The sequence below is a fragment of the Bradyrhizobium sp. AUGA SZCCT0176 genome, assembly GCF_018130145.1.
GTDB lineage: Bacteria > Pseudomonadota > Alphaproteobacteria > Rhizobiales > Xanthobacteraceae > Bradyrhizobium.
In genome coordinates this window covers 60,347-78,498 of the sequence record NZ_JAFCMB010000003.1, presented here as the reverse complement: position 1 = coordinate 78,498, position 18,152 = coordinate 60,347, and the positions used below count along the sequence as shown (strand labels likewise).

General features: G+C 61.9%; 13 protein-coding genes. 8 read left to right on the top strand and 5 right to left on the bottom strand.

The window, feature by feature from the left end:
• The first annotated feature begins 57 nt into the window (after window positions 1-57).
• The 5 genes from JQ600_RS08650 to JQ600_RS08630 all read left to right on the top strand — a co-directional run bounded on the left by JQ600_RS08650 (window position 58) and on the right by JQ600_RS08630 (window position 6,011).
• Complete coding sequence (locus JQ600_RS08650) at window positions 58-1,065, top strand: tripartite tricarboxylate transporter substrate binding protein (protein ID WP_249133147.1); 1,008 nt, start codon at window positions 58-60, stop codon at window positions 1,063-1,065.
• An 89-nt stretch (window positions 1,066-1,154) separates the two neighbouring features.
• Window positions 1,155-2,831 (top strand): phosphoglucomutase (alpha-D-glucose-1,6-bisphosphate-dependent), encoded by a 1,677-nt coding sequence (gene pgm, locus JQ600_RS08645; protein ID WP_249135768.1) that lies wholly within the window; start codon window positions 1,155-1,157, stop codon window positions 2,829-2,831.
• A 116-nt stretch (window positions 2,832-2,947) separates the two neighbouring features.
• The gene (locus JQ600_RS08640) at window positions 2,948-3,295 is read left to right on the top strand and encodes a hypothetical protein (protein ID WP_212390488.1); all 348 of its coding nucleotides are present in this window, start codon (window positions 2,948-2,950) and stop codon (window positions 3,293-3,295) included.
• Window positions 3,292-5,058, top strand: coding sequence for a gamma-glutamyltransferase family protein (locus JQ600_RS08635; RefSeq protein WP_249135767.1), 1,767 nt, complete (start codon window positions 3,292-3,294; stop codon window positions 5,056-5,058). The genes JQ600_RS08640 and JQ600_RS08635 overlap by 4 nt, the downstream gene beginning before the upstream one ends.
• 77 nt (window positions 5,059-5,135) lie before the next feature.
• Entirely contained in the window at window positions 5,136-6,011 is an 876-nt protein-coding gene (locus JQ600_RS08630; protein ID WP_212390487.1) for a dihydrodipicolinate synthase family protein, read from the top strand.
• Window positions 6,012-6,144: 133 nt separating this feature from the next.
• Here JQ600_RS08630 and JQ600_RS08625 read toward each other — a convergent pair whose 3' ends face one another.
• The 3 genes from JQ600_RS08625 to JQ600_RS08615 form a co-directional block, all read right to left on the bottom strand.
• The gene (locus JQ600_RS08625) at window positions 6,145-6,534 is read right to left on the bottom strand and encodes a response regulator (protein ID WP_212032754.1); all 390 of its coding nucleotides are present in this window, start codon (window positions 6,532-6,534) and stop codon (window positions 6,145-6,147) included.
• Window positions 6,531-9,242, bottom strand: a complete 2,712-nt coding sequence (locus JQ600_RS36770; protein WP_212390486.1) for an ATP-binding protein — start codon at window positions 9,240-9,242, stop codon at window positions 6,531-6,533. The genes JQ600_RS08625 and JQ600_RS36770 overlap by 4 nt, the downstream gene beginning before the upstream one ends.
• A gap of 72 nt (window positions 9,243-9,314) precedes the next feature.
• Window positions 9,315-10,406 (bottom strand): TRAP transporter substrate-binding protein, encoded by a 1,092-nt coding sequence (locus JQ600_RS08615; protein ID WP_212263445.1) that lies wholly within the window; start codon window positions 10,404-10,406, stop codon window positions 9,315-9,317.
• 636 nt (window positions 10,407-11,042) lie between these two features.
• Between JQ600_RS08615 and JQ600_RS08610 the strand changes: the two genes are divergently transcribed.
• The 3 genes from JQ600_RS08610 (at window position 11,043) to JQ600_RS08600 (ending at window position 15,791) form a co-directional block, all read left to right on the top strand.
• On the top strand, window positions 11,043-11,270 hold the full coding sequence (locus JQ600_RS08610; protein WP_212032756.1) for a hypothetical protein: 228 nt from the start codon (window positions 11,043-11,045) through the stop codon (window positions 11,268-11,270).
• Window positions 11,271-12,343: 1,073 nt separating this feature from the next.
• A complete protein-coding gene (locus JQ600_RS08605; RefSeq protein ID WP_212391420.1) occupies window positions 12,344-14,668 on the top strand; it encodes a xanthine dehydrogenase family protein molybdopterin-binding subunit in 2,325 nt (774 codons plus the stop codon).
• A gap of 250 nt (window positions 14,669-14,918) precedes the next feature.
• Entirely contained in the window at window positions 14,919-15,791 is an 873-nt protein-coding gene (locus JQ600_RS08600; protein WP_212391418.1) for a division plane positioning ATPase MipZ, read from the top strand.
• A gap of 5 nt (window positions 15,792-15,796) precedes the next feature.
• On the opposite strand, the gene JQ600_RS08595 is transcribed toward JQ600_RS08600, so the two are convergent.
• Together JQ600_RS08595 and JQ600_RS08590 are read right to left on the bottom strand one after the other, a co-directional pair.
• On the bottom strand, window positions 15,797-16,993 hold the full coding sequence (locus tag JQ600_RS08595; protein ID WP_212489778.1) for an acyl-CoA dehydrogenase family protein: 1,197 nt from the start codon (window positions 16,991-16,993) through the stop codon (window positions 15,797-15,799).
• Between the two features lie 12 nt (window positions 16,994-17,005).
• Entirely contained in the window at window positions 17,006-18,151 is a 1,146-nt protein-coding gene (locus tag JQ600_RS08590) for an acyl-CoA dehydrogenase family protein (protein ID WP_212391414.1), read from the bottom strand.
• Window position 18,152: the final 1 nt, after the last annotated feature.

Below are 18,152 nucleotides of genomic sequence, written 5' to 3'. Positions count from 1 at the left end.
TGCGCGGAACTTCCACGGCTAACACGAACACAATGATCGATATGGGGAGAGACGAAAATGGCGGGATCAGCGCGCAGTTCAGTTCGTCGCTATTCGTTCGGGCGACTGTTCGCGATGCTGTTCATCGCCACGATCGCGGGATCGATTAGCGCTGCCAGCGCCCAGGATTATCCGACCCGGCCGATCCGGTTGCTCCACGGTTTCGCCGCCGGCGGCGCAGCCGACACCCTGTCGCGCATCCTGGCGAACGGGCTCGCGAAGCGGCTGGGCCAGCCGATCGTGATCGAGGCCAAGCCTGGCTCGGGCGGCAATCTCGCCGCGGCCCAGATCGCCAAGGCCGAGCCCGACGGCTACACGATCGGGCTCGTCACTGGCGCCCACGCCATATCCCCGGCACTCTACAAGTCGCTGCCTTACGATTCCGTCGACAGCTTTGAGATGATCTCGACCGCCGTCTACTACGCGCTCGTGATCGCGGTTCGCGCCGATTACGAGGCCAAATCACTTGGCGAATTGATCGCGCTCGCGAGAGCAAAGCCCGGCGAGCTCAATTACGCTTCGGTTGGATTTGGCAGCACCCACCATCTGGCCGGCGCACTTCTGGAAACCACGGCCGGCATCAAGATGGTGCACGTTCCCTATCGCGGCGATTCGCTCACCGTCACCGCGCTGCTCGGCGGCGAGATTCCAATGATCGTGGGAACGCCGGTGCTGCTGGCGCCACAGATCGAGAGCGGGGCCATTCGCGGGCTGGCCGTGACGTCACCTGCGCGCAGCAAACTCTTGCCAAACGTTCCGACGGCCGATGAATCCGGCGTCAGGGGATTCGATGTGCGCACTTGGGCGGGCCTGCTGGCGCCGAAGGGCACGCCACCGGCGATCATCAAGCGCCTCAACAAGGCTGTTCTGGAAACCCTCGCCGATCCCGAAACCAGGGCGGCGCTGGAGACCGCGATCGGCGGCGACGTGCAGGGCAGTACGCCGGAGGAGATGCGCGCGCTGATCCAGTCGCAAATCGTAAAATGGGCCGACGTGATCAAGACAGCGAATATTCCGCGGCTGTGACGATCAAGGCATCGTCATGGCGGTTCCTGCTTGCATTTCCGGCATGGTGAGCGGCCGAAAGCGCCTTTGTCGCCGCCGTCCTTTCGCGTATGTTCTCAGGAAACCACTCCTTCCTGAGAGGCCATGTGACTGCAACCAATCCTGCCGCGGGTAAACCGGTCGGTTCCGCTGATCTCGTCAATGTTCCGCGCCTGATGACGGCCTATTTCGCCGGAAAGCCCGATCCGGCCGATCCCGCGCAGCGCGTCGCTTTCGGCACCTCGGGTCATCGCGGCACGTCGCTGAAAAACTCCTTCAACGAAAACCACATTCTGGCGACGACGCAGGCGATCTGCGACTACCGCCGCGAAACCGGGCTGACCGGCCCGCTGTTCATCGGCATCGACACCCACGCGCTGGCGGAATCGGCGCTGGTGAGCGCGGTGGAAGTGTTTGCCGCCAACGGCGTCGATATCATGATCGACGATCGCGGCGGCTACACGCCGACGCCGGTGATCTCGCACGCGATCCTGAGCTACAACAAGGGCAGGACGAGCGGCCTTGCCGATGGCGTCGTCATCACGCCGTCGCATAATCCACCCGAGGACGGTGGCTACAAATACAACCCGCCCCATGGCGGGCCGGCCGATACCGATGTCACGGCCAGGGTGGAAAAAGCCGCGAACGCCTTTATGGCGGCGGACATGAGGGGTGTGGCGCGGATGCCGTATGAGCGCGCCCGCAAGGCGCCGACGACGCATCTGTATGATTATATCCGCCCCTATGTCGCCGACCTCTGCAATGCCGTTGATATGGCGCTGATCAAATCATCCGGCGTGAAAATCGGCATCGATCCGCTCGGCGGCGCCGCCGTGCACTATTGGCAGCCGCTCATCGAGCATTACGGCATCAACGCCACTGTTGTGAACGATGTCGTCGATCCCACCTTCCGCTTCATGACCGCGGACTGGGACGGCAAGATCCGGATGGATTGCTCCTCGCCTTACGCGATGGCGAGCCTGATCCAGATGCGCGACAGGTTCGACGTCGCCTTCGCCAACGATACCGACGCCGATCGCCACGGCATCGTCACCCGCACCGGCGGCCTCATGAACCCGAATCATTTCCTCGCCGCCGCGATCGCCTATCTGTTCGAGCACCGGCCGCAATGGGGCAGGGATGCCGCGATCGGCAAGACCATCGTTTCCAGTTCGATCATCGATCGCGTCGCGAAAAAGCTGAGCCGCAAGCTGGTCGAGACCCCCGTCGGATTCAAATGGTTCGTCGAGGGGCTCGGCAGCGGCGCATTCGGCTTTGCCGGCGAGGAAAGCGCCGGCGCCTCATTCCTCAAGCGGGACGGATCGGTGTGGACCACCGACAAGGACGGCGTCGTGATGGGGCTGCTGGCGGCCGAAATCCTCGCCAAGACCGGCCGCAATCCCAGCGAGCTGTTTGCGGGACTGACCGCCGAACTCGGCACGCCCGTCTACGCGCGGATCGACGTGCCGGCGACGCCGAAGCAGAAGAACGCGCTCAAGGCGCTCGGGCCGGAACAGCTTGGCCTGAAGGAAATGGCTGGCGATCCGGTGACGGCGATCCGGACCAAGGCGCCCGGCAACGATCAGCCGTTCGGCGGCATCAAGGTCGAGACCGATCAGGGCTGGTTCGCGGCACGGCCGTCGGGCACCGAAGACGTCTACAAGATCTACGCCGAGAGTTTTCGCGACAAGGATCATCTGGGCAAAATCCAGAGCGATGCCAGGGCCGCGATCGCGAAGGCGTTTTGATATTCCGTCATGGCCGGGCATGTCCGAAGGTCTGTCCGTCGGAGGATCGAATACAGCGCCTGTTAAGGGTGAATCGATCTTGGCGGCGATCATGTCGCTAAACTAGACTTTGCAGCATGAAGCGATTTTTGATCTTTGGTTTGCTCGGCCCTGCAGGCACCTTCCTGAGTGTCTATTTTGGCAACGAAAACTGCCGGCGATGGTGGTGGCCCCACCCCTCCATCAATTTAGCTGAACTGCTGTTGCTCCTTCTCTGCGCCTCTTTTGATCAGGCGTTGAGGAATGCGGGAGGTTGGGGGCGGCTCTTATGCGTCGGAGCTGCTTCCCTCCTTGCATCTGGTGTGACGTGTGCTCTTTTCACTGGCGCTTGGGTATTTGGCGTTTTTGCGGTGATCTTCGCTATGGCGTGCTCGTTGCTGGCATGGGCAACTGACGTTGGGGAGATCATTTCGACCGAGCAATGAGCCTTGTGGATTTTCTGCTAAGGGGCAAACCCAGCAACTTGCCTTGTCTCGCAGAGGCCCATGCCGATCCATCTGTTGCCAAAAGAATTCCTAGCTGCTTCGCTCCTTGCAGCGACCGGATGTCAACTCACGGCGCCAGGGAGAAGAACGTGACGCACAAGGGCATGGTGGTAACTCCGCAACCCGAGGCCACAGAGGCGGGCAGGGACATCCTCGTCGCCGGCGGCAATGCGATCGATGCTGCCATCGCGGCCGCGCTGGTTCAGACCGTCGTTGACCCCATGATGTGCGGAATTGCCGGCTTCGGAAGCCTGGCCGCCTATTTCCCGTCGAAGAAGGTGCACACCTACTACGATTTCCATGCCCCTGCGCCATCAGCCGTACGACCTGACATGTGGCAGGATCTGATCGAGGGCGAAGCGCGTGACGGATACGGCTTTATTCTCAAAGGGAACGTGAACGACATCGGTTATCAATCGATCTGCGTGCCTTCCTCGCTCAGAGCCTTTGCCGACGCGCACCGTGATCTCGGCAAACTGCCCTGGTCGGAATTGTTCGGCCCGGCCATTGATTACGCGGAAAGCGGCTGGAACGTCCGGCCGCATGTCTACAGCTGGTGGTCGGAAGAAGGAACGATGGGACGCGTGGGCAACGCCAATCGAATTTCATTCGTCCCATCGGCCAAGGCGCTTTATTGCAGAGCGGATGGGTCGCCGAAGCGTGTGGGAGATCGCGTCGTCAATCGGGACTATGGGAACGTGCTGCGAATTATCGCGAAGGACGGACCCGACGCGTTCTTTCGCGGCGAGATCGCCGATGCCATCGACGCGGACATGCGGGCCCACGGCGGTCTGTTGCGCCGCTCCGATCTCGAAAAGCTGCAGACCGTAAGGAACAAGCCGCTCTCCGCCACCTATCGAAACTCCCGGGTTACGACAAATCAGGCGCCCGGCGGCGGCATCATGCTGCTGGAGATGCTTCGCACGCTCGAAAATTTCGATTTGAAGTCCATCGGTCACAACAGCGTCGAATACATTCGCGTCGTTGCAGAAGCCATGAAGGCCGCAACCCGCGACAAGGATCTGTTTGTCGGTGATCCCTCCTTTGTTGACGTTCCGACCGACCGTTTGATCTCGAAGGAGCACTGCGCCGAAATCGCTGAAGGCATCAAGCGTGGCGACAAGGTCAACGTCGTCAGGCTCAATGCCGGCCTCCCGAGCAAGGATACGACGCAGGTTTCGATTTGCGATGCCGACGGCAACTGCATCTCGATGACCCATTCGCTTGGGTTGCCATCTGGCGTGATCACTGAGGGACTGGGCTTCATGTACAATGGATGCATGGGGGTTTTTGATCCGCGGCCCGGGCGAGCCGGCTCGCTGGCGCCCGGAAAGGCGAGATTCTCCTCCATTTGCCCGTCGATCGTCTTCAGGGATGACAAGCCCATCCTGGTGATCGGAGCGCCTGGTGCGACCCAGATTGCCATGGGTGTGCTCCAGGTATCGTTGAACGTCCTCGACTTCGAAATGTCGATGCTGGAGGCGGTCTCAGCGCCCCGCTTTTCGGCTACCAGCGATGTCATCGATCTCTCGAACCGGATCCCGCGCTCCGCTGAGCGCGCGCTGAATGGGCTCGGATATCAGACGGTACGATCCGCGCTTAGCCACACATTCGGTTGGGTACACGGTATCAAGATTTCTTCTGAAGGGCTGCAAGGTGGCGCTGATCCAGCAACCGACGGTATGGCGCTTACGGCTTCCTGAACTTGAACGACCATGCCCGTTTGATATACGGGCGATCGCTTCCATTCGTTCCCGGGTTTCAAAAGGCGTTTCTCTCAATGGCTGATCTGCACGGCGTCTTCCCTTACCTCGTTTCACCGATTGGCCCCGAAGGCGACATCCGCACCGAGGTCCTCAGCCGGCTATGCGATGACCTCATCATCTCAGGCGTGCACGGTCTGACACCGCTCGGGTCGACCGGCGAGTTCGCCTATCTCAACGAGAAGCAGCGCACCGCCGTGGTGCAGACCACGATCGAGGCAGCCAAAGGCCGCGTGCCTGTCATTGCCGGCGTCGCCTCAACCTCGACGGCGGATGCGGTGGCACAGGCGAAGGCGTACCAGAAGCTCGGCGCCGACGGCATCCTTGCAATCCTCGAAGCATATTTTCCGATCTCGGACGCGCAGGTCGAATCGTATTTCCGCGCCATTGCGGACGCGGTCGAGATTCCCGTCGTGATCTACACCAACCCGCAATTCCAGCGCTCCGATCTGACGCTCGACGTGATCGAGCGGCTCGCCGCCCATCCGCGCATCGGTTACATCAAGGACGCCTCGACCAACACCGGGCGGCTGCTGTCGATCATGAACCGCTGCGGCGACAGCATCAAAGTGTTCTCGGCCTCGGCCCACATTCCGGCGGCGGTGATGCTGATCGGTGGCCTCGGCTGGATGGCGGGCCCGGCCTGCATCATCCCGCGCCAGAGCGTCGAGCTTTACAACCTCTGCCACGCCAAGCGCTGGGATGAGGCGCTGACACTGCAGCGCAAGCTGTGGCGCATCAACGAAGCCTTCGCCCGCTTCAACCTCGCGGCCTGCATCAAGGCCGGCCTTGAGATTCAAGGCTACGCCGTCGGCGACCCCGTCCCGCCGCAGGCGGCGCTGACGGCGGAGCAGCGCAAGGTGGTCGAGGCAGCGTTAAGGGATGTCAGCTAGCTGGCTTGCCAGGTCGTGCAATCATAAATCGGGCTGGATCGATGGCGCCCATGTCCGCCGTTCCGCCAAAAGCCAAAGAAGAGCGGACAATGACTTGGGTCCGCTTCGTGCCCAACAACGGACATTCGTCCAGTCACGCAGCCCTTTCAACACGACTGTCAATCTTGCCACGGAGTGCCCCAAAGTCGATCGGCTTTGTCAGAAGCGCCTCGGCGCCACCATCCAGCGCCCGGCGTTTGGTTTCTGCATCGCCATAGGCCGTGATCATGATGATCGGGACATCCGGCCGTATCGCCTTCGCTTTGGGAAGCATTTCCAGGCCGCTCATTCCCGGCATGTTGATGTCCGACAGGATCAGAATGAGCGATTGCTCACGCGCTTCGCTTATGCGCGAGAGCGCGACGTCACCAGACTGCGCAAATTCCATCGTGAACCGGCCTGCGCGGATATCGCGCCGAAACTGTTGGCGAAAAAGCGCCTCCACATCCGGTTCGTCGTCGACAACAAGAATAAGAAGGTTCACGAGCGCTCTCCCAATTGGGCGAGCTTCGCAGCGCGCCGCGGCAAGACAATCCGGAATTCGGTAAATTGGCCGGGCTGCGTATCGACCTCAATCGATCCCGCATGCTGTTTTACGATGATGTCGTAACTGAGCGAAAGACCGAGGCCTGTCCCCTCGCCCGGGGGTTTTGTGGTGAAAAACGGATCGAACATCTTTTCCTTCACCTCGGCTGGAATTCCCGTACCGTTATCGTGAATTTTGATTTCGACGCTCTCACCCAGATTTCTGGTCAGAACGGCAAGCGTGGGTTCATAGCCGCGTCCGTTGGCTTCCAAATTCCGTTTCGTCGCCGCATAAAAACCGTTCGAGATGAGGTTAAGCAGCACGCGCGTAATCTCCTGTGGAAACATATCGACCTCGCCGGCCGCAGGATCGAAGGACTTCTCCAGCGTGACGTTGAAATCCTGCTTCTCTGCCCGTGCACCGTGGTATGCGAGATTGAGACTCTCCTCGACGACGGCATTGATATCGGTGGGCTGATGCTCCCCGGATCCCTGGCGCGAGTGCAGCAACATATTCTTGACGATCGAGTCGGCCCGTTTGCCGTGCTGCACAACCCTGTCAAGATTGTCCTGCAGCATATCCGAAATCTCGCTGATCTCGCCTCGCAACTGGGGAGCAAGGCTGGCCCTTGCAAGTGCCTCCCGCAGTTCATCGACAAGCTCGACGGAAACGGCCGAAAAATTGTTTACGAAATTGAGCGGATTCTTGATCTCGTGCGCGATGCCGGCCGTCAACTGGCCGAGCGAGGCAAGCTTCTCAGTCTGGACGAGACGGTCTTGCGTGGCCCGCAGGCCCTCCAGCGACTTCGCCAATTCGCGTGTGCGCGACTGTACCTCGTCAAAGAGGCGAGCGTTCTGGATGGCTAGTACCGATTGTGCCCCGAAGGTCTGCAATAGGTTAACCGTGCCTTGGGGGAAGTCGCCCGGCTGCTTGCGACGGACCACCAGCGCGCCGACGATCCGGTCTGCGCCTAACAGCGGGACAGCCAGCAGCGCACGGAATCCAGCGCGCCTGATGATGTCGAGGACCAACGTAGGATCCTTGCTAATGTCGGCAACCTGAACGGGCCTGCGCTGTATCGCCGCCTCACTGATCAGGGTCTCGCCCAGGCGGACGTTGCGGTCCTTTATGGCTGCGACCAACGCCTCGTCCATGCCGTAGCTGGCGCGCAATCGGAATTCCTGACGGGCATCGTCGAACGCATAGATTGTGCCGGCGTCGGTGCCCGATAGTTGGACCGCTTTCGAGATGATCGTGGACAGCACCGTTTGCAAATCAATGGTCGAGTTGACCGCCTGGCTGACCTCGCCGAGGGCGCGAAGCTCCTCAACCGACCGGGCCAGCTCGATGGTGCGCGCCTCGACTTGCTTCTCGAGCCGCACGGCCGTTTGCTCTCTCTCTATCAGCAATTCGTTCCGTTCGAGCGTGTTCTTACGCAAAACCTCGACTACTCTGCCCATCTCCGAGATCTCGTCGCTACCCCCGGTCGGTACGCTGGTCGCAAGATTGCCCTCGGCAATCGCCAGCATGCTGCGGCTAAGTGCGGTCAACCGCGAGACGATGTTGCGCCCCACATACAACCAAACTATCCCGATAGAGCTGAGTAGGCTGAGCGCTACCGCTGCGATCAGGACGGTCGAACTGAATCGCTGAACCGCGAACGCCTCATCATTAGCCTGCACGATATCGCGGTTTGCAATTGAGACGAGGCGATTCGCCGCCTGAGTGAGGTCTCGCGAGAGCGCAGCATTCTCCGTCAGGTTGCGGGTAGCCTGAGCAACGATGCCAAGCTCTTGCAACCGCAACTCGGGAATGCTGTTGATCCCCTCGACAAGTGCACGGAATTCCTCGAGCCTGCCAATCAGAAGCGGTTGCAATCTCGGATCCAGGTTGGGTGTTATCTGCCTCGTCTCACGCAGGGATTGCTGGATTCGAAACATTTGCACACGCACGCTGTCTGAATCGCTTGCTGCCGAGATCTGCTGCAACCTATCACTTACCGACGTAATGAGAAACTGCACGCGCTGGAGTGCATGATAGGACGCCGTGGAGCGGACCAGCCCGCTGCCGGCCGCAATCCGTTCCTGGGCGCTTGTCTTGGCGTCGTCGAACGCGCGGCGCGATTGCGCGACCTCCCCCTCGACAATCTGGAGCCAGGGTGCCAGCAGGCTTTGGCTTTCATTGTGAGTACTGAGCGCGTTGCTCGAATGGCCGCGCTTCAGCGCGCTTACGATCATGCGATCCGCGACCAGCTTGTCCAGCGATTCAAGATTGGTCCGCAGACGACCAACGGCCGATCGCATTGAGCCGAGGGCATCGCTGTCGGCTCCACGGTGCTCGAGGCTTTCCAGCAGTGCGGCGAGCTCCTGCATCTCGACGCCTATCCTCTGCGAACTCTCGTTGTGATCGGCTGGCGTGGCAGCAGAGAGCAGGGCCGGCGCGGCGGAAACAATCCGTTCGACCCGTCGCGATACTTCCACTGAAGCCAATGCGGCGGGCACGCGTCGTGCCGTGATGCGATCGAGAGCCTGGCCGATATCGCGGAAGGAGAAGATTGCAACGGTCGCACCGACGACACCCAGGCCGCTGATTCCGAGGAAGGCCAATAGCAGTCGGTTTGCTACGCCGAGCCGAGATGGCACCCATGTCCGCAGGTTCGGACTCATGAGCGCTGTTGACCGGCTAGACCTCGCCAGACCCATGTTCTCGCCTTGGCCTGAGGGTGCGAAATGCCTCCGTCACCCTCCAAATGGATACGGCAGCGCCCGCGCATTCAGGAACGCGCGTTCCGAAACGTCGCTCCAGCGAACGGCCGCGGTACGGAACTTCATGAAGCTGTCGTAGACCCGCCGCGCCAGGTCGTCCTTGCGGCTTAACTCGAATAGAACTTCGCCGGAGATCTTGCCGAACTCCAGCAAGATCGCGTCATCGACCTTGCGGATCTGGATCGCGGGATCTTTGACAAGCTCCTCGAGTGCAGTGGCGTTAGCGGCGGTGGCCTCAGCAAGGGAACGTGTGTTCTCGAGCGCGGCGGCACCCTCGATTATGCTTTTGTCGGTGCTGCCGAGGCTTTCCCAAAGTTTCTTGTTTACGGCAAGCGAGACCGCCGCCCCCGGCTCATGGAAGCCCGGATAGTAGTAGTACTTGGCCGCCTTGTGCAGGCCTAACGCCATGTCAACCCAGGGACCCACGAATTCGCTCGCGTCGATCGCGCCTGATCGAAGTGACGAAATGATCTCGCCGCCCGGCAAGGTAACCACCACGGCGCCCAGCCGGCGCAACACGTCGCCGCCCAGGCCGGGCATGCGATAGCGCAGGCCCTTGAAGGCATCGATGCTTGTGAGCTCCTTGGTGAACCAGCCGCCCATCTGAGGACCGGTATTGCCGCACAGGAACGCCTTGAGGCCGAACCCGGCGCTCAGCTCGTCCCACAGCGCCTGACCACCGCCGTAGTAAACCCATGCGTTGATCTCGTCCGGGGTAAATCCAAACGGGACGTTGCAGAAATAGGCGAAGGTGGCGGACTTGCCCGCCCATGTGACTTCTGATGCGTGGTAGAGATCAGCCAGTCCGGAGGAGACGGCATCGAACGATTCCATTGCGCCGACCAGCTGACCGGCGGGGAAGACGTTGACTTGCATTCGGCCGCCCGACAGCGTCGTAATCGACTGTGCGACACGTTCGGCGCCTGACTGCAGGCCCGGCAAGCCCTTCGGCCATATGGTGACCATCTTGAGTTCGCGTGCGCCTTGGGCGATGGCAGGCGCTGGAAAGGCAGAAGCGGCTGCGACCGCAATGCTCGCGCCCGCAACGAATTGGCGGCGATCCATAGTCTCTCCTCCCGTTTTACAGGCAGCCCTATTTCCATGTAACTGGTGTAGGCGACCCAAGGACAACCGAAGCGTCCACTGGTCGGCACGTAAGATCGCGAGAAACTGAAATGGTTAATAGCATACCCAACCGCGCGGGTCTGCAATGTACTTCACACCGATAGGGTCAGGGCTCCTGCACAGGTGCGGCTGACTGCACCGGTAACGTCCTAATCGCTGAACCATCGGACAAGCTTCCGCACCCTATCGCAAATCATGACCGCGACCAGAGCTTTCTTCGCTTTCGACGTTTAAACAGCCATCTGCAGACGTTTGATTTTCAACGCGAGCCAACGATCAAGAGAATGGCTGTCCATCTCGCAACCGCGAGAGGGCTGACGAACCCACAAGGTAGCGTCGACGACACGTCCGCTTCGGGGCAAAAACGAAAGTCGGTCCTCGCATCAGTGATGTCCGCTCTGACGCCGTGAACTGACATCAAGCGTGGAGCGCATCTCGTCCGCTCAGTGCACAATAGCTGTCGGTGATCCACAGGTCACATTTAAGGCAAACTGCGGTGTGCGGATAGGACGGCCATCGGACAAACCGACTGCTGATGGTGAACGTCACCAGCTATCATCGCCAAGGATGACGAAGATGAAGACGGTGCTGATCCTCATCCACATGCTGTATTCGCACGAATGTTGCGAAGATCATCATTGCCGCCCGGTGCCGTGCAACGAGGTGATCGATCTCGGCGATGACGGCTGGCGCTGGCGAGACAGGACGTTTCCGAGATGGACGCTGCGCGCCTCGCCCGATGGTAATTGTCATGTCTGCGTCGCCAACCTCCCGGTGTGCATCTATCTGCCACCGCGGGTGTAGAGGATTCCATGATCGCATCGCTGTTCTGGTGATGTGATCGGCGTCGTGATCTGGTTACTGACATTACCTCCGGGAACAGACATGCGGTTCCGGGGGTGGATAACGTCCGGCAGAATCGGGTGTGATTCTGCGCGACGCCGTGTCGCCAGCCCGCTCAAATCTGCTTTGGCCTTCAGGTTGATGTTGCAGACCGCAAACTGCTTCGCCCCGCCGGCAAGCACAGTTCGGAACCCGCGGTGCGACAAAACAACCCGACGGGCAAATCAATTCCGATTTACGGAAATCGTGTCAAGTCAAGAATTTCCGAAAATCAAAAATATTTCCCTTTCCTTCGACCCCAAATCACCGGCACATCAATGGCCATCCCGTCCCACTCAGAGGGGCGTTGGCCATCGTCACAACGAGGGGCGGGTCGCGGTGGACGCTGAGGTTGCGATTGACGGTCGCGGCTGAAGCGTACGGCGAAAGCGTGTGGTCCTGGCGCCCGTAACGGCGTCAAGTCTTTCGGGAGCTAACGCTCCCGAAGGGCGACGGTGGCAATAGAGGCCGTCTCACCGGGGAGAGCGCGTCATAAGCCGTAAAGCCACTGCGCAGGGAATGTCGGATGTTCTCCGCTGCCCTGTATGCTCGTGTGCAGCTTTCTTAGCACAATCGCACACGGGACCGCGGGTGCAGCGCGCATCCGGCATTCCCTGCGCCCTCTGTCTTCGAGGGCGGGAAGTTCAATAGCAAAACTCGGGCGCATTGTGCCGCGAGATCGCGAAATTGCGTTTGGATGGTGTAACAACATACACCGCCGTCGTCCCGGGCTTGACCCGGGACCCATACGCCGCGGCCCATCAACGAGAGCGCCACTGTTAGAGACCTTCCGCAACAACGAGCGCCGCGGCGTATGGGTCCCCCGATGCGCAATTGCGCATCTGAGCTCAAGGCCGGGACGACGATAGTGAGGCCGGGACGAAGCTGAGCAAGACCATTGCCCATTTCTCAGGCGCTTCCATAGGGTTGGCTCGCACCCTATCTATCGGCTAGAACCAGCCCAACTCTTGCGAAGAAAATCGAAGGACCAACTGATGAACATTCTTCCCGGCAATATGCGTTTTGGTGCGAGCCAGCCGGTCAAGCGTTTGGAAGACCAGAGGCTGCTTACCGGGAAGGGGCAGTTCATCGACGACAGGCCGGAGGAGGGCGCGCTGTGGCTGCACGTGCTGCGCTCACCCCATGCCCACGCCAAAATCGTCTCGATCGATACCAGGGCCGCGGCGGAGCTGCCGGGCGTGGAAGCGATCTATACCGGCGCCGACCTGGTCAGGGACGATATCGGCACCATCCCGACGCTGGCGATCTTCAAGCGGCCGGACGGCTCGCCGATGACGGTGCCGCCGCGGCGGCTGCTGGCGCATGAAATCGTGCGCTTCGCCGGCGAGCCGGTCGCAGCTGTGGTTGCGACCTCACGGGTGCTGGCGCAGAACGCGGCGGAAGCGATCGCGGTCGATTACGAGGTGCTGCCATCGGTGGTCGATCCCGTCGAAGCGGTCAAGCCCGGCGCGCCTGTCGTGTGGCCCGAAGCGCCCGACAACATCGTCGGCGCCATGAGCTATGGCGATGCCGCCAAGGTCGAAGCGGCCTTCGCCAGCGCTGCGCATACCGTGTCGCTCGACCTGGTCAGCCAGCGGCTGATTCCATCGGCGATGGAGCCGCGCTCGACCATTGCCGAGATCGAGAAGAAATCCGGCCGGCTGATCCTGCACGTGCAATCGCAAACGCCGGGCTCGACCCGCGATCTGCTCGCCGAATCGATTTTGAAGCGGCCGAAGGAAAGCGTGCGCGTGCTGGTCGGCGATATCGGCGGCGGTTTTGGGCAGAAGACCAGCCTTTATCCGGAAGACGGCGTGGTGGCCTATGCCGCGACCAAGCTCGGCAAGAAGATCCGCTGGCGCGGCGATCGCACCGATGAATTCGTCGGCGGAACCCATGGCCGCGACCTCACCTCGACCGGCGAGTTCGCGCTCGACGCCAAGGGCCGCGTGCTGGCCTATCGCGTGCGCTCGATCGGCGGCACCGGCGCCTACAGCAGCGGCGCCGGCAACATCATCCCGCTGGTGCTCGGGCCGTTCGTGCAGACCGGCGTCTATGATCTTCCGCTGGTGCATTTCGAAGTCAAATCCGTGATGACCAACACCGCGCCGGTTGGCGCCTATCGCGGCGCGGGCCGGCCGGAAGCCGTGTTCATCGTCGAGCGGCTGATGGACGCCGCCGCGCGCCAGATCGGCATGGACCCGCGCGCTATCCGCAAGGTCAATTACATCAAGCCGGCGCAATTGCCCTACACCAACGCCGCCGGCCAGGTGTACGATTCCGGCGCGTTCGCGCACATGATGCAACGCGCCTCCGATCTCGCCGATTGGGACGGTTTCAATGCGCGCAAGAAAGCCGCGAGGAAGAAGGGCCTGCTCTACGGCCGCGGCCTCACCAGCTACATCGAATGGACCGGCGGCCGCGCGCACACCGAAAAGGTCTCACTGCACGCGACGGCAGAAGGCCGCATCATCCTGCATTCCGGCACCATGGCGATGGGGCAGGGCCTGCAGACCACCTACACCCAGATGGTGTCGGATACGCTCGGTATTCCCATGGACAAGATCGACGTCGTGCAGGGCGACACCGATCTCGCCACCGGTTTCGGCAGCGTCGGATCGCGCTCGCTGTTCGTCGGCGGCACGGCGGTGGCCGTTTCCACCAACGACATGATCAACAAGGCGCGCGAGAAGGCGTCGAATGTCCTGGAGACCTCGATCGACGATATCGAGTATCAGGGCGGCTTTCTCACGGTGGTCGGCACCGACAGGCGGATCAGCCTGTTCGAGATCGCCAAGAAGGAAGACGGCGCGCGGCTCAGCGTCGACAGCGAGGGCGAGGTTGACGGCCCGAGCTGGCCGAACGGCACGCACATCTGCGAGGTCGAGATCGATCCCGAAACCGGCGTCAGCAAGGTGGTGCGCTACACCACGGTCGACGATGTCGGCATCGCCGTCAATCCGATGCTGGTCACCGGCCAGGTGCATGGCGGCGTCGCGCAGGGCATCGGGCAGGCGCTGTATGAAGGCGTGTCCTACAACGAGGAAGGACAATTGCTGACCGCGAGCTATCAGGATTACTGCGTGCCGCGCGCCGACGACATTCCGCCCATCGAGGTGACGCTGGATGATTCCGCGCCGTGCCGCACCAATCCCCTGGGCGCCAAAGGCTGCGGCGAATCCGGCGCCATCGGCGGCCCGCCCTGCATCACCAACGGCGTGATGGATGCCTTGAGTGAGCTCGGCATCAAGCAGCTCAACACCCCGCTGACGCCGGCCAAGGTCTGGCAGGCGATCCGGGATGCGAGGGCGGGGGCGTAACGGCAAAAAGGTCGTCATGCCCGGGCTTGTCCCGGGCATCCACGTCTTCACTGTGTACGAACAAGCAAGACGTGGATGGCCGGGTCAAGCCCGGCCATGACAGTTAGAGGTGCTGGCTTGAAATGAGTGCGACTCAAAGCAGCACGCCTCAAAAATCAGCACCCCTCACGGTTGCGGGATTCCGCCGAATCAAGCCCAATGATCGCAGAGCAAGAAGCAAGAACGTAATCAGACTCTCGGGGGCGATCCGATGTCGGTTGAAGGTGCGATGCGGGCACTGTCTGCTCGTGTGATCGTCGTCGGCAATGAGAAGGGCGGGTCGGGAAAATCCACCGTCGCCATGCATATCGCGATCGCCCTGATCAAGTCGGGCCAGGCGGTTGCCACCATCGATCTCGATACCAGGCAGAAAAGCCTCACCCATCACATCGAGAACCGGCGCGCCTGGGCGCGTCATGTCGGCCGCGACCTCGGCATGCCCCAGCATTTCTGCTTCCAGCAGCTCGATTATCCCTCGGCCGACGAACAAGCCGCCGGCTGCCGGGCGCTGGAGAAGACCGTCGAGACGCTCGCCGGCCGCTACGGCGTCGTCATCATCGACACCCCCGGTCACGACGATTATCTGACGCACGTCGCGCATGCGATGGCGGACACGCTGATCACGCCGCTCAACGACAGCTTCGTCGATCTCGATGTGCTCGGCACCGTCGATCCGGAATCCTTCCGCGTCACCAGCACCAGCCATTATGCCGAGATGGTGGAAGAAGCGCGCGGCAGGCGCCGCGTGCGCTATCTCGGCGTCACCGACTGGATCGTGCTGCGCAACCGGCTCTCGACGCTCGGCTCGCGCAACAAGCGCCTTGTTGGCGAGAGCATCCAGCAGCTGTCACAGCGGCTGAACTTCCGCTGCGTCGACGGTCTGGCCGAACGGGTGATCTTCCGCGAATTCTATCCGCGGGGCCTCACCGCCGTCGACGATCTCGACGAGATCACGCTCGGCAGCCGCCCCACCATGTCGCACGTCACCGCGCGGCTGGAGATGCTGAAGCTGCTCACGGCAATCGGCCTCGGCAACGCCTCAACGGCCCACGAAATCGTCGGCCGGCGGCAGGAAGTGGCCTGATCGTCCTACAATCCCAACACCATCTTCGCGATAATATCGCGCTGGATCTCCGACGAGCCGCCGAAGATCGTGTACGCCCGGCTGTTGAGATATTCCGGCACCACCGGCAGCATCTCCTCGGGAATTCCCGGCGCCTCGTTGAGCTTGTAGAACGGCCGCATCGGCTCGACATAGAGCCCGTCATGGCCGATCACATCGACGCCGAGCCGCGTGACCGCCTGGCGGATTTCGCTGTTGCGCAGCTTGAGCAGCGAGGACACCGCGCCGGGACTCTGCCCGGTCTGCAGCGCTGACAGCACGCGCAATTCGGTCATCTCGAGCGTGTCGATATCGACCTCGATCTCCGACATCCGCATCGAAATATCGGGATCGTCGATAGCGCGGCCGGTGGCCTCGGATTCGGCAAGGTCGGATACCGTCTTCAGCGCCTCGCGCAACTTGGCGGAGGCGATGCCGGAGCCGCGTTCGAACTCGAGCAGGTATTTGCCGTAGGTCCAGCCCTTGCCTTCCTCGCCGACCCGGTTGGCGACAGGCACGCGCACATCGTCGAAGAACACCTGGTTGACCTCGTGGTCGCCGCCGATCGTGAGGATCGGCCTTGTCGTGATGCCCGGGCTCTTCATGTCGATCAGGATGAAGGAGATGCCGTCCTGCTGCCGTTCGGTCTCGTTGGTGCGCACCAGCGCGAACATGCGGTTGGCGTGGTGGGCGTGCGTGGTCCAGATCTTGGTGCCGTTGATGATGTAATCGTCGCCGTCGCGCACCGCGCGCGTCTTCAGCGAGGCGAGATCGGAGCCGGAGCCGGGCTCGGAATAGCCCTGGCACCAATAATCCTCGCCGGAGCGAATCCGCGGCAGGTAAAAATTCTGCTGCTCCGGCGAGCCGAAGCCGATGATGACGGGGCCGACCATCTTGACGCCCATCACATTGACGTTCGGCGCACCGGCACGGGCGCATTCGGCTTCAAAAATCCAGCGCTGCGCCGGGGTCCAGTCCGGCCCGCCATGCTCGACCGGCCATCCCGGCGCGCCCCAGCCCTTGGCGTGCAGCGCCTTCTGCCAGGCGATCCCGATATCGGGATCGGAAAACACCGATGGGGTCAGCGACTGCGCGTGCTTCATTTCCGCCGGCAGATTCTGCGCGATGAAGTCGCGGACTTCCTGTTCGAAGGCGCGCTCCTCGGCGTTGAAGGTGAGATCCATGTGGCGCTCCCGCTAGGCTTGAATGGTTCGGCCGCCGAGGGCGGCGTGGCGGCGATAATGATGGGCGCTGCCGCCGAACAACGTGTCGAAAGCGAGCAGCCGCTTGAAGTAGGAACCGATGTCGAGCTCTTCGGTGACGCCCATCGCGCCGTGCAACTGCACGGATTGTTCGGCCACGAAGCGCGCGCATTTGCCGATCTTGGCCTTGGCGCCCGAGGCGGCGCGGCCGCGCGCGACCGGTTCGGCATCGATCATCAGCGCGGCGCGCAGCGCCATCGAGCGGGCCTCGTCGCAGTTCATCGCCATGTCGGCCAGCCGATGGCGGATCACCTGATTGGCCGACAGGGGCCGGCCGAACTGTTTCCGAATCTTCGTGTATTCGAGCGTCTGATCCAGCAGCGTCTGCATGATGCCGACGGCTTCCGCGCCGAGTGCGGCCATTGCGCGGTCGACCACGGCCTCGATAACAGGCAGCGCATCGCTGCCGTCGCCGAGCACGGCGTCGGCGCTCACGTGGACGCCGCGAAGTTCGAGGTTGCATGCGCGGCCGCCGCCGAGTCGCGGGAAATCGCGCTTGGTGAGACCAGCCGCCTCCGCCGGCACCAGGAACAGGCCGAGCTCTCCCACCCCATTGTCGTCGGCGACCTGCGCCGAAACAATGATCTGCCCGGCGGCATTACCGTCGAGCACCGCGGTCTTGCGGCCGTCGAGGCGCCATCCCTCTGCCGTCTTCCACGCCGTGGTCGCGACCTCAGCCAGATCGAACCGCGCCGCGCGTTCCGAATGTGCGAATGCCAGATAGAGCGAACCGTCGGCGACCTTGGGCAGCAGCGCCTGCTTCTGCGCCTCGCTGCCGCAGGCGCCGATCAATTCCGCGCCGATCACGACCGTCGAGAGATAGGGTTCGGACACCAGCCCGCGGCCGAACGCTTCCATCAGGATGCCGACCTCGACCGCGCCGCCGCCGAGCCCGCCATGCTCCTCGGCGATCGGCAACGCCAGCCAACCGAGCTCGGCGAACTGCTTCCAGATTTCGGCGCTGAAGCCGAGCGGTTCGCTCGCCATCCGGCGGCGATGCTCGGCGTTATAAGTTCCGGCCACAAAACGTTCGGCACTCTCTCGCACCAACCGCTGCTCATCGCTCAATGTAAGGTCCATA

What these genes read in the sequence shown, in the direction of transcription:
- JQ600_RS08605 (WP_212391420.1), top strand. Translation starts at nt 12,344, where the DNA reads ATGAACATTCTTCCCGGCAATATGCGTTTTGGTGCGAGCCAGCCGGTC.
- JQ600_RS08595 (WP_212489778.1), bottom strand. Translation starts at nt 16,993, where the DNA reads ATGGATCTCACCTTCAACGCCGAGGAGCGCGCCTTCGAACAGGAAGTC.
- JQ600_RS08615 (WP_212263445.1), bottom strand. Translation starts at nt 10,406, where the DNA reads ATGGATCGCCGCCAATTCGTTGCGGGCGCGAGCATTGCGGTCGCAGCC.
- JQ600_RS08600 (WP_212391418.1), top strand. Translation starts at nt 14,919, where the DNA reads ATGTCGGTTGAAGGTGCGATGCGGGCACTGTCTGCTCGTGTGATCGTC.
- JQ600_RS36770 (WP_212390486.1), bottom strand. Translation starts at nt 9,242, where the DNA reads ATGAGTCCGAACCTGCGGACATGGGTGCCATCTCGGCTCGGCGTAGCA.
- JQ600_RS08610 (WP_212032756.1), top strand. Translation starts at nt 11,043, where the DNA reads ATGAAGACGGTGCTGATCCTCATCCACATGCTGTATTCGCACGAATGT.
- JQ600_RS08650 (WP_249133147.1), top strand. Translation starts at nt 58, where the DNA reads ATGGCGGGATCAGCGCGCAGTTCAGTTCGTCGCTATTCGTTCGGGCGA.
- JQ600_RS08640 (WP_212390488.1), top strand. Translation starts at nt 2,948, where the DNA reads ATGAAGCGATTTTTGATCTTTGGTTTGCTCGGCCCTGCAGGCACCTTC.
- JQ600_RS08630 (WP_212390487.1), top strand. Translation starts at nt 5,136, where the DNA reads ATGGCTGATCTGCACGGCGTCTTCCCTTACCTCGTTTCACCGATTGGC.
- JQ600_RS08590 (WP_212391414.1), bottom strand. Translation starts at nt 18,151, where the DNA reads ATGGACCTTACATTGAGCGATGAGCAGCGGTTGGTGCGAGAGAGTGCC.
- pgm (WP_249135768.1), top strand. Translation starts at nt 1,155, where the DNA reads ATGTTCTCAGGAAACCACTCCTTCCTGAGAGGCCATGTGACTGCAACC.
- JQ600_RS08635 (WP_249135767.1), top strand. Translation starts at nt 3,292, where the DNA reads ATGAGCCTTGTGGATTTTCTGCTAAGGGGCAAACCCAGCAACTTGCCT.